Origin of the sequence: Bradyrhizobium sp. WBOS07, from assembly GCF_024585165.1 — a bacterium.
Taxonomy (GTDB): Bacteria; Pseudomonadota; Alphaproteobacteria; order Rhizobiales; family Xanthobacteraceae; genus Bradyrhizobium; species Bradyrhizobium japonicum_B.
Genome location: NZ_CP029008.1, coordinates 1,275,239 through 1,291,582, shown reverse-complemented (window position 1 = coordinate 1,291,582; position 16,344 = coordinate 1,275,239). Strand labels below are relative to the sequence as shown.

The 16,344-nt window shown below is 65.6% G+C and carries 16 protein-coding genes; 9 read left to right on the top strand and 7 right to left on the bottom strand.

Annotated elements, in window-relative coordinates; all coding sequences use genetic code 11:
• Positions 1-80: 80 nt before the first annotated feature.
• Complete coding sequence (gene pncA, locus DCM79_RS06055; protein WP_257179084.1) at positions 81-803, bottom strand: bifunctional nicotinamidase/pyrazinamidase; 723 nt, start codon at positions 801-803, stop codon at positions 81-83.
• A gap of 301 nt (positions 804-1,104) precedes the next feature.
• Positions 1,105-2,046, bottom strand: a complete 942-nt coding sequence (locus tag DCM79_RS06050) for a hypothetical protein (RefSeq protein WP_257179083.1) — start codon at positions 2,044-2,046, stop codon at positions 1,105-1,107.
• A gap of 394 nt (positions 2,047-2,440) precedes the next feature.
• Here DCM79_RS06050 and dnaK point away from each other — a divergent pair, with 394 nt between their 5' ends.
• From dnaK to DCM79_RS06010, 8 genes are all read left to right on the top strand, one after another.
• Positions 2,441-4,342 (top strand): molecular chaperone DnaK, encoded by a 1,902-nt coding sequence (gene dnaK, locus DCM79_RS06045; RefSeq protein ID WP_257179082.1) that lies wholly within the window; start codon positions 2,441-2,443, stop codon positions 4,340-4,342.
• A 245-nt stretch (positions 4,343-4,587) separates the two neighbouring features.
• Complete coding sequence (dnaJ, locus tag DCM79_RS06040; protein ID WP_028133547.1) at positions 4,588-5,715, top strand: molecular chaperone DnaJ; 1,128 nt, start codon at positions 4,588-4,590, stop codon at positions 5,713-5,715.
• 88 nt (positions 5,716-5,803) lie between these two features.
• The gene (locus DCM79_RS06035; RefSeq protein ID WP_035712128.1) at positions 5,804-6,403 is read left to right on the top strand and encodes a class I SAM-dependent methyltransferase; all 600 of its coding nucleotides are present in this window, start codon (positions 5,804-5,806) and stop codon (positions 6,401-6,403) included.
• A gap of 57 nt (positions 6,404-6,460) precedes the next feature.
• Positions 6,461-7,039 carry an NADPH-dependent FMN reductase gene (locus DCM79_RS06030; protein ID WP_257179081.1) on the top strand — a complete coding sequence of 193 codons (579 nt, stop codon included), beginning with the start codon at positions 6,461-6,463 and terminating at the stop codon, positions 7,037-7,039.
• A gap of 6 nt (positions 7,040-7,045) precedes the next feature.
• Positions 7,046-7,759: an orotidine-5'-phosphate decarboxylase gene (gene pyrF / locus DCM79_RS06025; protein WP_257179080.1), complete on the top strand. Its 714-nt coding sequence runs from the start codon at positions 7,046-7,048 to the stop codon at positions 7,757-7,759.
• Positions 7,760-7,858: 99 nt separating this feature from the next.
• A complete protein-coding gene (locus DCM79_RS06020; protein ID WP_257179079.1) occupies positions 7,859-8,170 on the top strand; it encodes a DUF1330 domain-containing protein in 312 nt (103 codons plus the stop codon).
• A 208-nt stretch (positions 8,171-8,378) separates the two neighbouring features.
• Entirely contained in the window at positions 8,379-9,194 is an 816-nt protein-coding gene (gene dapB / locus DCM79_RS06015; protein WP_257179078.1) for a 4-hydroxy-tetrahydrodipicolinate reductase, read from the top strand.
• Between the two features lie 21 nt (positions 9,195-9,215).
• A complete protein-coding gene (locus DCM79_RS06010) occupies positions 9,216-9,839 on the top strand; it encodes a 2,3-bisphosphoglycerate-dependent phosphoglycerate mutase (protein ID WP_257179077.1) in 624 nt (207 codons plus the stop codon).
• Positions 9,840-9,971: 132 nt separating this feature from the next.
• Here DCM79_RS06010 and DCM79_RS06005 read toward each other — a convergent pair whose 3' ends face one another.
• Both DCM79_RS06005 and DCM79_RS06000 read right to left on the bottom strand, forming a co-directional pair.
• Entirely contained in the window at positions 9,972-10,868 is an 897-nt protein-coding gene (locus DCM79_RS06005; protein WP_257179076.1) for a bifunctional helix-turn-helix domain-containing protein/methylated-DNA--[protein]-cysteine S-methyltransferase, read from the bottom strand.
• 55 nt (positions 10,869-10,923) lie between these two features.
• A complete protein-coding gene (locus DCM79_RS06000; protein WP_257179075.1) occupies positions 10,924-11,454 on the bottom strand; it encodes a DUF2244 domain-containing protein in 531 nt (176 codons plus the stop codon).
• Between the two features lie 22 nt (positions 11,455-11,476).
• Here DCM79_RS06000 and nth point away from each other — a divergent pair, with 22 nt between their 5' ends.
• Complete coding sequence (gene nth, locus DCM79_RS05995) at positions 11,477-12,286, top strand: endonuclease III (protein ID WP_257179074.1); 810 nt, start codon at positions 11,477-11,479, stop codon at positions 12,284-12,286.
• Positions 12,287-12,298: 12 nt separating this feature from the next.
• On the opposite strand, the gene DCM79_RS05990 is transcribed toward nth, so the two are convergent.
• The 3 genes from DCM79_RS05990 to DCM79_RS05980 all read right to left on the bottom strand — a co-directional run bounded on the left by DCM79_RS05990 (position 12,299) and on the right by DCM79_RS05980 (position 16,329).
• Positions 12,299-13,039, bottom strand: coding sequence for a sulfate transporter family protein (locus tag DCM79_RS05990; RefSeq protein ID WP_028133557.1), 741 nt, complete (start codon positions 13,037-13,039; stop codon positions 12,299-12,301).
• A gap of 250 nt (positions 13,040-13,289) precedes the next feature.
• Positions 13,290-13,736, bottom strand: a complete 447-nt coding sequence (gene nikR / locus DCM79_RS05985) for a nickel-responsive transcriptional regulator NikR (protein WP_257179073.1) — start codon at positions 13,734-13,736, stop codon at positions 13,290-13,292.
• 136 nt (positions 13,737-13,872) lie between these two features.
• Positions 13,873-16,329, bottom strand: a complete 2,457-nt coding sequence (locus tag DCM79_RS05980) for a heavy metal translocating P-type ATPase (RefSeq protein WP_257179072.1) — start codon at positions 16,327-16,329, stop codon at positions 13,873-13,875.
• Positions 16,330-16,344: the final 15 nt, after the last annotated feature.

Below are 16,344 nucleotides of genomic sequence, written 5' to 3'. Positions count from 1 at the left end.
AGCAGCAGAGACAACCGCGCAATGGATTCCGGGCTCGCGCTGACGCGCGCCCCGGAATGACGGAAGGATAGCGCGCTGCTTTACGCGCTCACCGCAATATCGCTCGACTGGATCCGCTTCACGCGGGCCTTGGCCATATCGGCCCAGGCCTTGGCGAGCGAGCCCTGGGTGTCGATGCCGCGGCAGGCGTCTTCCACCACATAGACCTCGAAGCCCGCCTTGCGCGCATCGAGCGCGGTCCAGGCGACGCAGAAATCCGTCGCTAGCCCTGCGACGAAGACGCGCTTGATCTTGCGTCCCTTCAGATATCCGGCAAGGCCTGTCGAGGTCTTGCCGTCGGCCTCGAGGAAGGCCGAATAGCTGTCGACGTTCTTGTGAAAACCCTTGCGGATGATGAGCTCGGCGTGCGGGATGGCGAGGTCCTTGGACAGCGCCGCGCCGTCGGTGCCCTGCACGCAATGGTCGGGCCACAGCACCTGCTTGCCGTAGGGAAGATCGACGGTCTCGAACGGCTTCTTGCCGGAGTGGACCGAGGCAAATGAAACGTGGCCCGGCGTGTGCCAGTCCTGCGTCATCACCACGTTTGCGAACGCCTTCGAGATCTTGTTGATGACGGGCACCACCTGCTCGCCGTCCTTCACGGCGAGGCTGCCGCCCGGCAGGAAGCAGTTCTGCACGTCGATCACGAGCAGCGCGGAGGTCTCGTCAGGTTTGATCGGTGCCGCTGCAAAGAGTGCACTCGGCGCCAGCGTCGCCAGCGCCGTCGTTCCAAGCATTGCCAAGACTTGTCGCCGATCCAGCATCGTTCGCCTCCCCTAAAGGTGATCCAACGGGAGCGAAGCCTAGTTCCGTTCGTATACGAACAGAAGCCCGAAAATGCGGCCGGGACTGGTGAGGGGTTGGGCTGGTGACCCGCAGCAGCGTCATCCCGGGGCGCGCATAGCGCGAGCCCGGGATCCATAACCCCAGGGAGAAGTTTGGCGAAGACTCTTCGCGGGACTGCGACCGACTGCAACCGCGAGATCACGCGGTATGGATCCCCGCCCCCGTGCGCAATTGCGCACTAGGCGGGGATGACGCCGAATGTGTTGCGCGGCCGCCGCGCTACCCCTTCGGCTGAATCCCGTCGCGCACGGCGCGGAAGCGGGTGAAGGCGGCCTGCCACTGGTCGCGTGGGGCGCTGGCGATGATGCGCAGCGAAGCGCCGCCGCTCGAGAAACGGATCCACTGCACCACGGTCACCGGCGTCTTGTCCTTGCCGATGACGCCGTCGATCCGGGTCTCGAAACCTTGCTGGCCGTTGATGCGGATCGGCTCCGACATGGTGACGCGGGATTCGCGCACGCCGGGGATCTGCAGCGCGGCCTCCTGGGCGAAACGGGCGCGGTCCTCGGCGGCTTGCGGAGTTGCGGCGATCAGGCCGAGGATCATGAACGGCTTCGATTCATAGCCCGCGCTCTCATTGCCGTCGGCGAGAATAATGCTGGCGCCCGGCGCCAGCGTGCGGATGTCCTTGAAGTCGGCGAGATCGGTGATCTTGAACGGCATCAGCGCGATCTGCTCCTCGGCCGAGACCTGCCTTCGGGTGGTGGCGGTCGCGAACATCTGCCGTACCGCCTCGTCGGTGTAGATCTTGGTCGCATTCTCCGGGACCTGGACCGCGACATAGCCCGAGAAGCCGGCGCCCGGCACGATCATCGAGTAGCGCTTCACCGGGGTGTCGCCGGCCTTGCCGGTCTCGGTGGTGAAATAGGCAAGGCCGGCGGGGGTCTCGACCTTGTCCTGCTTGACGCCGTTCGCTCCGGCCGGATTGGAATTGAAGGCGCTCACGACCTCGCCATAGGCGGCCGGCGGCAGCTCGGTGACCAGCACCTTGACGCTGCCGTCCTCGCTTTCGAAGCCCGGAAAGGTCTTGGCCGTGTTGAGGCCGACCAGAGGCACCATGCCAAGACGCAAGCCGGGCGGAAACACGGCGTCGGCGGCGAGGGCCGGAAGCGCGGAGGCGGCGAGAAGGGCGAGCGCGGCGAGGGGGCGGATCAGCTTCATGGGCACTCTGATTGGTTCACATTGAGGCCGTTCGATGGTCGGCCGCAGGGCCGCTTTGTCGCGCGGGGCGGCATTGGCGGCTGCCTGGCCGGTCCGCCTTTTAGCGGGTTTGGGCTTGCGGCGACAGGGCGGACGGGGCCGCGGTAGCGGGGGCTTGCCGAAGCCCGAACCTGTTAATAATTCCTCACCCGCAAGTGCGGTGAAGACCGGATATGATCTTCCAGAACCGGATGTTTTAGCCGCAGAAACGTAGCTTCGGTCCTTGCGGGCCCCTCCCCCCCTCCTATATGAGCCTCAATCATCGCAATATCGCGGATGTTTGATCTTAGGGGGTTTCGGTTTGGGTGCCTTCTGGGCCCAGCCAACCTGCCGCAAAAAGAAGGATATCAGGACCATGGGAAAGGTCATTGGGATCGACCTCGGCACCACGAATTCGTGCGTCGCCGTGATGGACGGCAAGAACGCCAAAGTCATCGAGAATTCCGAAGGCATGCGCACGACGCCCTCGATCGTCGCCGTCACGGACGACGGTGAGCGTCTCGTCGGCCAGCCGGCCAAGCGCCAGGCCGTCACCAATCCCGAGCGCACCTTCTTCGCAGTGAAGCGCCTCATCGGCCGCCGCTACGACGACCCGATGGTCGAGAAGGACAAGAAGCTCGTTCCCTACAAGATCGTGAAGGCTTCCAACGGCGACGCCTGGGTCGAGGCCGACGGCCAGACCTACTCGCCCTCGCAGGTCTCGGCGTTCATCCTGCAGAAGATGAAGGAGACCGCGGAAGCCCATCTCGGCCAGAAGGTCGATCAGGCCGTCATCACCGTTCCCGCCTACTTCAACGACGCCCAGCGCCAGGCGACCAAGGACGCTGGCAAGATCGCGGGCCTCGAAGTGCTGCGAATCATCAACGAGCCGACCGCGGCCGCGCTCGCCTACGGCCTCGACAAGACCAAGGCCGGCACGATCGCCGTCTATGACCTCGGCGGCGGCACGTTCGATATCTCCATCCTCGAAATCGGCGACGGCGTGTTCGAGGTGAAGTCGACCAACGGCGACACCTTCCTCGGCGGTGAAGACTTCGACATGCGCCTCGTGGGTTATCTCGCCGACGAATTCCAGAAGGAGCAGGGCATCAACCTGCGCAACGACAAGCTCGCGTTGCAGCGCCTGAAGGAAGCCGCCGAGAAGGCCAAGATCGAGCTGTCCTCGACGACGCAGACCGAGATCAACCTGCCGTTCATTACTGCGGACCAGACCGGTCCGAAGCATCTGACGATGAAGCTCACCCGCGCCAAGTTCGAGGCGCTGGTCGACGACCTCGTGCAGAAGACCGTCGAGCCCTGCCGCAAGGCGCTGAAGGATGCCGGCGTGACCGCCGGTGAGATCGGCGAAGTCGTGCTGGTCGGCGGCATGTCGCGCATGCCGAAGGTCCAGGAAGTCGTCAAGCAGCTGTTCGGCAAGGAGCCGCACAAGGGCGTCAACCCGGACGAAGTCGTGGCGATCGGCGCTGCGATCCAGGCCGGCGTGCTCCAGGGCGACGTCAAGGACGTGCTGCTGCTCGACGTGACCCCGCTGTCGCTGGGCATCGAGACGCTGGGCGGCGTGTTCACCCGTATCATCGACCGCAATACCACGATCCCGACCAAGAAGAGCCAGGTGTTCTCGACCGCCGAGGACAACCAGAACGCGGTCACCATCCGCGTCTTCCAGGGCGAGCGTGAAATGGCGGCCGACAATAAGATGCTCGGTCAGTTCGACCTGATGGGCATTCCGCCGGCTCCGCGCGGCATGCCGCAGATCGAGGTGACCTTCGACATCGACGCCAACGGCATCGTCAACGTCTCGGCCAAGGACAAGGCCACGGGCAAGGAGCAGCAGATTCGCATCCAGGCCTCCGGCGGCCTGTCGGAAGCCGACATCGAGAAGATGGTCAAGGACGCCGAGGCCAATGCCGAGGCGGACAAGAAGCGCCGCGAGGCCGTCACCGCCAAGAACGAGGCGGATGGTCTGGTGCATTCGACCGAGAAGGCCCTGGCCGAGCACGGCTCGAAGGTGGCCGAGAGCGAGCGCCGCGCCATCGAGGACGCCGTCAGCGACCTCAAGGAAGCGCTGAAGGGCGACGACGCCGAGGCGATCAAGGCCAAGACCAACACGCTGGCCCAGGCTTCGATGAAGCTCGGTGAGGCCATGTACAAGCAGCAGGCCGAGGCCGACGCCAAGAAGGACGCGGCCAAGGACGACGTCGTCGACGCGGAATTCACCGAGGTCGACGACGACAAGAACAGCAAGAAGTCCGCTTAAGCCCCGAGAGGGTGATGATGCGGGCGACTTGGACCCCACGCGCACCAACGGCCTCCTCCCTCGCGGGGGAGGCCACGGTGTCGGGCTCTGCGGGACCGAGACCCGCAACGATCGATCAATTCCCAGCCGTTATGCTGAACGCCGCCGTGCCGGCTTCCGCCGCGAGGCGGAAGGGCGCTTATGTCGTCGCGCAGCGGCATCGTTTCGCTCCGACTTGATTCGCGATTGGATAGACCGAGCTCATCATGTCCACGTCCACGAAGCGCTGCTATTACGAGACTCTCGAAGTCGAGCGTGACGCCGACGAATCCAAGCTGAAATCGTCGTTCCGCAAGCTGGCGATGAAGTTTCACCCCGACCGCAATCCCGGGGACGACACCAGCGAGATCAAGTTCAAGGAAATCAACGAGGCCTACGAGGTCCTGAAGGACAAGGACAAGCGCGCCGCCTATGACCGCTACGGCCATGCCGCTTTCGAGCAGGGCGGCGGCGGCGCCGGGTTCGGCGCGGGCTTCGCTTCCTCTTTCTCCGATATTTTCGAAGACCTGTTCGGCATGGCCGGGCAGCGCGGCCGCGGCGGCCGCGAGCGCGGCGCCGACCTGCGCTACAACATGGAAATCACGCTCGAGGAAGCCTTTGGCGGCAAGACCGCGCAGATCGAGATTCCGGTCTCGGTCACCTGCGAGGCCTGCTCCGGCATCGGCGCCAAGGCCGGCACCAAGCCGAAGACCTGCTCGACCTGTGGCGGCGCGGGCCGCGTGCGGCAGTCGCAGGGCTTCTTCACGCTGGAGCGGACCTGTCCGGGCTGCCAGGGCCGCGGCCAGATGATCGAGGATGCCTGTCCGTCCTGCTCGGGCCAGGGACGCGTCACCCGCGAACGCACCTTGTCGGTCAACATCCCCCAGGGCGTCGAGGATGGCACCAGGATCAGGCTTGCCGGCGAAGGCGAGGCCGGGGTCCGCGGCGGCCCGCCCGGCGACCTCTACATCTTCCTGTCGCTGGCCCAGCACCAGTTCTTCCAGCGCGACGGCGCCGATCTGCATTGCCGTGTGCCGATCTCGATGGTGACGGCCGCCCTCGGCGGCGAATTCGAGGTGCCGACCATCGACAAGGCCAAGGCCAAGGTGAAGGTGCCGGCGGGGACCCAGTCCAACCGCCGATTCCGCATTGCATCAAAAGGCATGCCGGTGCTGCGCTCGCGCCAGATGGGCGACATGTACGTTCAGGTCGTGGTCGAGACGCCGCAGAACCTCACCAAGAAGCAGCAGGAATTGCTGGCCGAGTTCGAAAAGCTGTCGTCCGGTAACACTCAGCCGGAATCCGAGGGCTTCTTCGCCAAGGTCAAGGATTTCTTCGGCAGTCGGGCGGGTTGACTTGGCTTGACCGTACCGCCTTCGGCCTATACGTCTTTATGACCATTTTCTGACACGCCGCGGTCCCGCGGTCCCGTCCGGTCCAGACATGCCATTGCCATCGTCCGCGCGTGCGTTGAAGAAGCCTCGTCTCGATGACGAGGTGCGCTTTCTCAGATCATGGATCGAAAAGCCGCTGCACATGGGCGCAGTCATGCCGTCGGGCAAGCTGCTGGCCCGGACCATGGCCCATTACGTCGATGTCGATTCGGATGCGCCCGTGGTCGAGCTCGGGCCCGGCACCGGCGCCATCACCTCCGCCCTGATCGAGCGCGGTATCGACCAGAAGCGGCTCGTTCTCGTCGAATATAATCCCGGCTTCTGCGCACTGCTGCGCGACCGCTATCCGCAGGCCAAGGTGGTGCAGGGCGATGCCTACCGCCTGCGTGACACGCTCTGGAACGTGCTGAGCGCCCCGGCCTCCGCTGTCGTCTCCGGCCTGCCGCTCGTGACAAAACCGATGCTGACGCGGCTGCGGCTGATCCGCGATGCCTTCACCGCGCTGGCGCCCGGCGCGCCGTTCATCCAGTTCACCTATGCGGTGGTCCCGCCGATCCCGAAATCGCTTCCCGGCGTGTCCACAGAGGCTTCGGAACGGATCTGGATGAACCTTCCGCCGGCCCGCGTCTGGGTGTATCGCAAGGACTAATTCCGCCGGCTTCCTTCTCTGCGCGGCGGGCTGGTTTCGCCGAACGTATGGAAGCGGATGTCCGCACCCAGGATCCTGATCATTCCCGGCTCGCTGCGCACCGGCTCGCACAATGCGAAGCTGGCGGCGGTCATCGCCTATGAATTCGCTCGGGCCGGCGTCGACGTCACCCGCATCTCGCTCGCCGATTTTCCGCTGCCGATCTACGACGGCGATCTCCAGGCCAAATCCGGCGTGCCCAAGCACGCGATCAACCTCAAGCGCATGATCGGCGCGCATCACGGCGTGCTGTTCGTCACGCCCGAATACAACGCCTCGGTGCCGCCCCTGCTCAAGAACGCGATCGACTGGGTCAGCCGCGTGCACGAGCTGCACGAGGCGCGGGGTGAGGTGTTCCGCAACCGCGCCTTCGCGCTCGCCGGCGCTTCGCAGAGCCGGCTCGGTGCGGCGCGCGCATTGCAGGCGCTCAGGCTGATTCTAACCTCCTGCCATGCCAATGTGATCGCCAGCCAGCTCACGCTCGCCTTTGCCGATCAGGCCTATGACGATATGGACAGGCTCAAGAACGAGGGCGATATCGCCGCGTTGAAGGAGCTGGTCGCGCAATTGATCGACATTTCCCAACGCATGATGTGAGGTGACATGACGCCAGCCGAGATCGCCCCGAAGGACCGCCTGATCGTCGCGCTCGATCTGCCCAGCGTCGATGCCGCGCAGGCCATCATCGACCGTCTCGGCGACAGCGTCACCTTCTACAAGATCGGCTATCGGCTCGCTTATGCCGGCGGATTGCCGCTGGTCGGCAAGCTTGCCGACAAAGGCAAGAAGGTCTTTCTCGATCTCAAGCTGCACGACATCGGCAACACTGTGAAACAGGGGGTCGAGAGCATCAGCAGGCTTGGCGCCACCTTCCTGACCGTGCACGCCTACCCGCAGACCATGAAGGGCGCGGTCGAAGGCCGCGGCAATTCGAGCCTGAAGATTCTCGCGGTCACGGTGCTGACCTCCTACAACGAGGACGACCTGCATGCGGCCGGTTATCGGCTCGGGGTCTCCGAGCTGGTCGAGGCCCGCGCGCAGCAGGCGCAAGTACTCGGCATCGACGGCCTGGTGTCCTCGCCGGAGGAGGCTGGTGCGTTGCGCAAGATCGTCGGCCACCAGATGCACCTCGTCACGCCGGGCATCCGGCCGGCAGGTTCGGCGAGCGGCGACCAGAAGCGCATCATGACGCCGGGCCGCGCGATCGCCGCCGGCGCCGATTACCTCGTCGTCGGTCGTCCGATCGTGGAAGCCGCTGATCCCAGGGCCGTCGCGGACGCCATCCAGGCCGAGATTGCGCAGGCGCTCGGCGCATGATCCGAACCCGAAGGGCCGCGTTAGCGCAAAGTGTGAAGCGGTTTTCCGATCAGATCATGCTCAAATAGAATGACCCCAACAACACAGGGAGAAGAACCAATGGCAAAGGGCTACTGGATCGGGCGCGTCGATGTGAGCAGCGATGAGGGCTACAAGCCCTACGCAGTCGCCAACGGTCCGATCTTCAAGAAATGGGGCGGCCGCTTCGTCGTCCGCGCCGGCAAGTTCATTACCGTCGAAGGCGCCAGCCGCACCCGCAATGTCGTGATCGAATTCCCGGACTACGAGACCGCGCTCGCCTGCTACAACTCGCCGGAATACCAGGCCAACATCAAGGTACGCCAGCCGCACTCGGTCGCCGATCTCATCATCATCGAAGGCTATGACGGCCCGCAGCCGCAGGACGGCTGAGGCGCCCTCGGGGCCTGCATGGTTCGAGACGCCCGCTTACGCGGGCTTCTCACCAGGAGGGTCTGATATCTCGCCGCGAAACGAGACCTCATCCTGAGGGCCCGCCAGAGGCGGGCGTCTCGAAGGATGGCCGCAGGCGACCTGCCTGACCCACTCGGTTGCCGGAACTGCCTCCCCCCGCTACAAGTGCGGCGAAGAGGATCACACCATGTCGGACATGCGCTTGATTGTTGCTGGGGCCGGCGGCCGGATGGGCCGCGCGCTGGTGCGGGCGATTTCCGAGAGCAAAGGCGCGGTGCTGGCCGGCGCGCTGGAGGCCCCCGGCTCGGAGCTGCTCGGCAAGGATTCCGGCGTGCTCGCCGGCCTGCCGGCCAACGACATCAAGCTCTCGGCCGATCTCTGGGCGATGTCGAAGGAGGCCGACGGGATCCTCGATTTTACCGTGCCGGCCGCGACCATCGCCAATGTCGCGATCGCCGCCGAGCGGGGAATCGTCCATGTCGTCGGCACCACCGGGCTGTCGATGTCCGACAACGCCGTGATCAAGAGCGTCACCAACCGCGCCGTGGTGGTGCAGTCGGGCAATATGAGCCTCGGCGTCAACCTGCTGGCCGCCGTGGTCAAGCGCGTCGCCAAGGCGCTCGACCAGAGTTTTGACATCGAGATCGTCGAAACCCATCACCGCATGAAGGTCGATGCCCCCTCTGGCACCGCGCTGATGTTGGGCCAGGCCGCAGCCAGCGGCCGCGGCGTCAGCCTCGACGACCATTCCGAGCGTGGCCGCGACGGCATCACCGGCGCGCGCAGGCCGGGCAATATCGGTTTCGCCTCCTTGCGCGGCGGCACCGTCGCCGGCGATCACAGCGTCACCTTCCTTGGGTCCTTCGAGCGCCTGACGCTGTCGCATCAGGCCGAGGACCGCATGCTGTTCGCCCACGGCGCGCTCAAGGCGGCGCTATGGGCGCATGGCAAGGCGCCGGGGCACTACTCCATGGCCGACGTGCTCGGCCTGTCCGACATCTGAACAACACGGAAAAAGCAGTCAATGAGCGAACGTCTTCTCGTGCTCGTGCGCCACGGCCAGAGCGAATGGAATCTGAAGAACCTGTTCACCGGCTGGAAGGATCCCGATCTCACCGAACTCGGCGTGAAGGAAGCCACGGAAGCCGGCCGCAAGCTGAAGGCACAGGGCCTCGTGTTCGACGTGGCCTTCACCTCGGTGCTCACGCGCGCGCAACACACGCTCGACATCATCCTTAGTGAGCTCGGCCAGACCGGTTTGCCGACCTCGAAGAACCTCGCGCTGAACGAGCGCGATTACGGCGATCTCTCCGGCCTCAACAAGGACGACGCCCGCAAGAAATGGGGCGAGGAGCAGGTGCTGATCTGGCGCCGCTCCTACGACGTGCCGCCGCCCGGCGGCGAAAGCCTGAAGGACACGCTGGCGCGCGCGCTGCCGTATTACGTGCAGGAGATCCTGCCCGGCGTCCTCAACGGCAAGCGCACGCTGGTCGCCGCCCATGGCAACTCGCTGCGCGCGCTGATCATGGTGCTGGAGAAGCTCTCGCCCGAAGGCATTTTAAAGCGCGAGCTCGCCACCGGCGTGCCGATCATCTACCGCCTCAACGCGGATTCGACCGTGGCCTCGAAGCTGGATCTGGCGGGTTAGCTTTCGTCGCGAGCACGCTGCCGTAGCGGGGGCAAAGCGCAGCGTGCCTACGCACTCTTCGACCGAGAGAGATGGTGGGCACGGCGCAAGAGCGCCTTTGCCCACCCTACAGGACCTTCGCCGGGGCGATGATCACTGCAGCCCCAGCTGCCCGGCTTCCCAGCCCAGCATCGCCTGCTTGCGGGTGATGCCCCAATGATAGCCGGTGAGGGTGCCGCTCTTGCCGAGCGCGCGGTGGCAGGGCACGACGAATGAGACCGGGTTCTTGCCGACCGCCGCACCGACGGCGCGCGAGGCCTTCGGGCTGTTGATGTTGCAGGCGATGTCGGAATAAGACACCGCCCGGCCCATCGGGATTTTCAGCAGCGTCTCCCACACCCGCACCTCGAAGTCGGTGCCGATCATCACCACGCGCAGCGGCTGGTCCGGCCGCCACAGCCTGGTGTCGAAGATGCGGGCGGCGAGCGGCGCCGTGCCCTCGTGGTCTTCGACATAGGTGGCGTTCGGCCAGCGCCGCGTCATGTCGGCGAGCGCGATCTTTTCCTCGCCGTGGTCGGCGAAGGCAAGCCCCGACAAGCCGCGATCGGTCGCAATCACGATCGCGGTGCCGAACGGGGAGGGATGAAAGCCGTAGCGCAAGGTGAGGCCGGCGCCGCCGTTCTTCCATTCGCCCGGCGACATCGCTTCGTGCGTGACGAAGAGATCGTGCAGCCGGCCCGGGCCCGACAGGCCGGAATCCAGCGCGGCGTCGAGAATGCTGGCGGAGTCGCGCAGCAGGCCCTTGGCGTGGTCGAGCGTCAGCGCCTGCATGAAGGCCTTTGGCGTGATCGAGGCCCAGCGGCGGAACAGATGGTGCAGCTCATCCGGTGTGACGCCGGCCGCATCGGCCATCGCCTCGATGGTCGGCTGGGCGCGCCAGTTTTCCGAGATGAAAGCGATCGCCCGGCGCACCGAATCGTAGTCGCGCAACGCGGCGTGCTGGGGGCCTGGCTTGGTCAGGCGCTGGTCATGTATGGCGAGTGTCATCATGGCCGGAAATGTAGGAGAGGGGCGGGTGGGAAACCACCCGATTTCCGATGCGACATCAGGTGATCGGATTGTAGGTCGGCCCGCGCTTGGCGGCATTGAGCGCTTCAATCAAGCCTTTGTAAAAACTTGCTCTTTCCTCTGGTCCCAGAAACCTCGCGATCTGGATCTGGCGGCCGCGCGAGATCAGATAGAGATGCTCGATGCCGAAGTCCTCGTCGACCTCCAGATCGATCCGGACCCAGAGCGGATTGAACGTCCATTCGGCGACCTGGCCGCGATGGCTGATGCGCTTCACGCGCAGTTCGGAGGTGGTGACCGTGATCTCCTCGCGGGCGCGCGCGGTGCGGAAATTGGCCTTGAAGGCCCACCACACCACGAGCACGTCGAGGCCGAAGAAGCCGAGCACCGGCCAGGCCCCCTTCATCAGGAAGGCAAGGCCGGTGGCGAAGCTGACCACGCTCAGGAACAGCATCACGGCGAGGAAGCCGGTGCGGTTCAGCGAGCGGTGCGGCGTCAGCAGCGCAGAGAAGATCTGCACCTCGCGCGGATCGGGATCGCTGTGCTCAATTTCGTTGCCTGCGCTCATGGTCCGTCAGTATATCCCGATCATGGCGAAAATCACCCGCAAGCCAGCGCCGCGCAAAGCGCCCGTGCCGAACAAGGCAAAGGCCGTCGTAGCGAAGCCCAAGCCCGTCAAGACCAAGCCCGTCAAGACATCGGCTCCGGCGAAAAAGCCGCTCAAGGCCGCCAAGCCCAATTCCTCAAGGCCCAATTCCTCAAGACCCTGGACGCCGGCCGAGGTCTACGACGCCTTCAGCCGCTTCCGCAACGCCAACCCGGAGCCGAAAGGGGAGCTCGAGCACGTCAATCCATTCACGCTGCTGGTCGCCGTGGTGCTGTCCGCGCAGGCGACCGATGCCGGCGTCAACAAGGCCACGCGCGCTCTGTTCGAGGTCGCCGACACCCCGCAGAAGATGCTCGACCTCGGCGAGGAGCGCTTGCGCGACTACATCAAGACCATTGGCCTCTACCGCACCAAGGCGAGGAACGTGATCGCGTTGTCGGCAAAGCTGCTCAGCGAGTTCGGCGGCGAGGTGCCGAGAACGCGCGCCGGGATCGAGTCGCTGCCCGGCGCCGGCCGCAAGACCGCCAACGTCGTGCTCAACATGGCCTTCGGCGAGCACACCATGGCGGTCGATACGCATGTCTTCCGCGTCGGCAACCGCACGGGGCTGGCGCCCGGCAAGACGCCGCTGGAGGTCGAGCTTGGTCTGGAAAAGGTGATCCCGGCCGCGTTCATGCTGCATGCCCATCATTGGCTGATTTTGCACGGCCGATATACCTGCCTCGCGCGCAAGCCGCGCTGCGAGGTCTGCCTGATCAACGATCTCTGTCGCTGGCCGGAGAAGACGGTCTGAGCGGCGGCGCCGTCACCGCATCTGCCGCGCCGGCGCGATCAGCTCCGGCCGCGGGCCCGACAGCCGCTTGTGCATGTGGACCATGAAGGCCATCGCGAAGATCGGCGTCGCCAGATTGACGATCGGGATCGAGACGAAGGCGGCGATGAACAGGCCGGCGGTGAAGATGGTCGCGGCATTGTCGCGCCGCATCGCCTTGGCTTCCTCCGGCGGGCGGAAGCGCATTGCCGCGAGCTCGAAATATTCGCGGCCCAGGAGCCAGGCCGTGGCGAGGAAGAAGATCAGAAAGCCGGCGCCGGCGAACAGCACCAGCGGCAGCGCGGCGAGGTAGATCAAAATCGTCAGTAGCGCGGTCTTGATGCCCTCGAGCATGGCCTGGCTGATGGGCAGCGCGACGCCCGGTTGCTCGGCGGGGTAATGCTCGCGCTCGACGATGTCGGCGACGTCGTCGACGAACAGGCTCGCCACCAGCGAGGTGATCGCGGGCATCAGGAAGATGCCGCCGAACACGACGCCGAGGCCCGCTGCGATCGAAACGATCCAGGAGAGGATTTCGATGGACGAATGCCAGCCGGGTCCGAGCAATTCCTCCAGCCAGACCGCCCCGGAGGTTGCGAACCAGCTGAGCAGCCGCTGCAGGCCAATCGCCAGCACGATGATCAGCACCAGCGCCAGCCCGATCGATCGCCACAGGATCGAGCGCATCGGCGGCGAGATCATTTGCGACAACGCCTTGATGGCGGCATCCAGCATGGGGGATCCTTTCACGAAACGACCTGCGAGAGGTAGACACCCAATGCGGCTTCGGCAAGGGAGGGGTGGTCGTCTTCCCTTCTCCCCTTGTGGGAGAAGGTGGCGCGAAGCGCCGGATGAGGGGTCTCTTTCCGCGCATTCAACTTCGATCGAGCGCGTGGAGAAATACCCCTCACCCGTCTCGCCGCTACGCGGCGAGCCACCCTCTCCCACAAGGGGAGAGGGGAAAGTGCAGCGCGGCTAGTCTAACCTAATCATGCCGATGACCGTGCTTGCGCGCTTTCGCCGGCTTCCCATCGCCGGTCGGGATCATCACCACGCGGCCGTAGCGGACGCCGCGTTCGGCGATGATGTGGTCGGCGAAATGCTTGACCTCATCCGCCGACCCCTTCAGGGCCGTCATCTCCATGCAATTGTTGTCGTCGAGATGGACGTGCAGGGTCGCCAGCGCGAGGTCGTGGTGGCCGTGGAATTCCTGCACCAGTCGTTTCGACAGGTCGCGGGCGGCGTGGTCGTAGACATAGACGAGACCGGCGACGCATTGACCGGTCTGCGCGGTGTCCTCGGTGCTCTGCTGCAGGCCGGCGCGCGCGAGGTCGCGGATGATCTCGGAGCGGTTCTGATAGCCGCGCGCTGCCGCCGCCGCGTCGATCTCCGCCAACAAATCGTCCTCGATCGTGATCGTTATCCGCTGCATCGGATCTTCTCCGCGCGTCCTGTCTGCCTCTTGTCAACCGTAGCCCGGATGGAGCGAAGCGCAATCCGGGACGGCGCGAATATGTGACCAGGCCCCCGGATTTCGCTTGTGCTCCATCCGGGCTGCGCAGGTAACCCTACAGCTGCGTTGCGCGCAAGCGCAGCGCATTGCCGACCACGCTGACCGAGGACAGCGCCATCGCCGCCGCGGCGATGATCGGCGAGAGCAGCAGGCCGAAGGTCGGGTAAAGGATACCGGCCGCGATCGGAATGCCGGCGGCATTGTAGATGAAGGCGAAGAACAGATTCTGGCGGATGTTGCTCATGGTCGCCTGCGACAGCTTTCGGGCGCGGACGATGCCGACGAGATCGCCCTTGAGCAGGGTCACGCCCGCGCTCTCCATCGCGACATCCGTGCCGGTGCCCATGGCGATGCCGACTTCGGCGGCGGCCAGCGCCGGCGCGTCGTTGACGCCGTCGCCGGCCATCGCGACGATGCGGCCGGCCTTTTGCAGCTTGCTCACCACCGCGCTCTTCTGATCCGGCAGCACCTCGGCCTCGACATCGGCGATGCCGAGCCGGCGTGCCACCGCCTCGGCCGTGGTGCGGTTGTCGCCGGTCAGCATGATCACCTTGATGCCTTCGGCAGCCAGCTCTTTCAATGCCTCCGGGGTCGAGGCCTTGACCGGATCGGCGATCGCGAACAGGCCGGCAAGCCGGCCGTCGACGGCCATGTTGATCACGGTGGCTCCGTCCTGGCGCAGCCGTTCGGCCTCGGCGTCGAGCGCATTGGTGTCGATTCCGATCGAGGCGAGATATCTGGCGTTGCCGAGCACGATGGCCTTGCCGTCGACCTTGCCGGTGGCGCCCTTGCCGGTCGGCGAGTCGAAGTGCTCGACCTGGCCGAGCGCAAGCTGCTTCTCCTTCGCTGCACGCATGATCGCGTCAGCCAAGGGATGCTCGCTGGCGCGCTCGACGCTGGCCGCAAGCCGCAGGATGTCGTTTTCCGCAAAGCCGGCTGCCGGCACGATCGCGACCACCTTGGGCTTGCCCTCGGTCAGCGTGCCGGTCTTGTCGACCACCAGCGTGTCGATCTTCTCCATCCGCTCCAGCGCCTCGGCGTTCTTGATCAGCACGCCGCCTTGTGCACCGCGGCCGACGCCGACCATGATCGACATCGGCGTCGCCAGGCCCAGCGCACAGGGGCAGGCGATGATCAGCACGCTGACGGCGGCGACGAGACCGAAGGCGAGCCGCGGCTCCGGCCCGAACCAGGCCCAGGCGGCGAAGGCCGCCAGCGCGACGACGATCACGGCTGGCACGAACCAGCCGGCGACCTGATCGGCCAGGCGCTGGATCGGCGCACGCGAGCGCTGTGCGTCCGCGACCATCTGCACGATTTGCGACAGCAGCGTCTCGCGGCCGACCTTGTCGGCGCGCATCACGAAGCTGCCCGACTGGTTCAGCGTGCCGGCAATGACCTTTGCACCGGCTTCCTTGGTGACGGGCATGGATTCGCCTGTCACCAGGGATTCGTCGAGCGAGGAGCGTCCCTCGAGGATGATGCCGTCGACCGGCACCTTCTCGCCGGGCCGAACGCGCAAGCGGTCGCCGGCATGAAGCGTATCGATCTCGACCTCGTGCTCGCTGCCATCGGCGTCGACGCGGCGCGCGGTCTTCGGCGCCAGCTGCAGCAGCGCCTTGATCGCGCCCGAGGTGGCGTCACGTGCACGCAGCTCCAGCACCTGGCCGAGCAGCACCAGCACGGTGATGACGGCGGCGGCTTCGAAATAGACTGCGACCGCACCTCCATGGGCGCGGAACGTGGCGGGAAAGATCTGCGGCGTGACGGTGCCGAGGACGCTGTAGACATAGGCAACGCCCGTGCCCATCGCGATCAGCGTGAACATGTTGAGGTTGCGCGTCAGCAGCGATTGCCAGCCGCGGACGAAGAACGGCCAACCGGCCCACAGCACCACCGGCGTGGCGAAGGCGAGCTGGATCCAGTTCGACAGCGTCGGGTCGATCCAATTGTGCGGACCGGCGAGATGGCCGCCCATCTCCAGCACCACCGCCGGCAGCGACAGCACGCCGCCGATCCAGAACCGCCGTGTCATGTCGGCGAGCTCGGGATTGGGCCCGGTCTCCAGGCTTGCGACCTCCGGCTCCAGCGCCATGCCGCAGATCGGGCAGCTGCCGGGACCGACCTGGCGGATCTCGGGGTGCATCGGGCAGGTGTAGATCGTGCCCGCGGGCATCTCGGGTTCGGGTGCCTTTTCCTTGGCGAGATATTTGGCGGGATCAGCCGCGAACTTGGTGCGGCAGCCGGCCGAGCAGAAATGGAAGGTCTCGCCGTGATGGGTGAGCTGGTGCTTCGAGGTCGCGGGGTCGACGCTCATGCCGCAGACGGGATCTTTGACCTTCGTGGCGCCCTCGCCAGCGTCGTGCGCGTGATGATGAGCGTGGCCGCTTTGCCCGCCGCAGCAGGAGGACGCCGCCGGCTTGGACGTTGCCACCCTGGCCGCTTCCGTCTTGGCGGAACACCCGCATCCGGAATGTCCGCCCGCGTCGTGATGATGCCCGTGTTCGTTCATAGCCCAGCTCCGGCG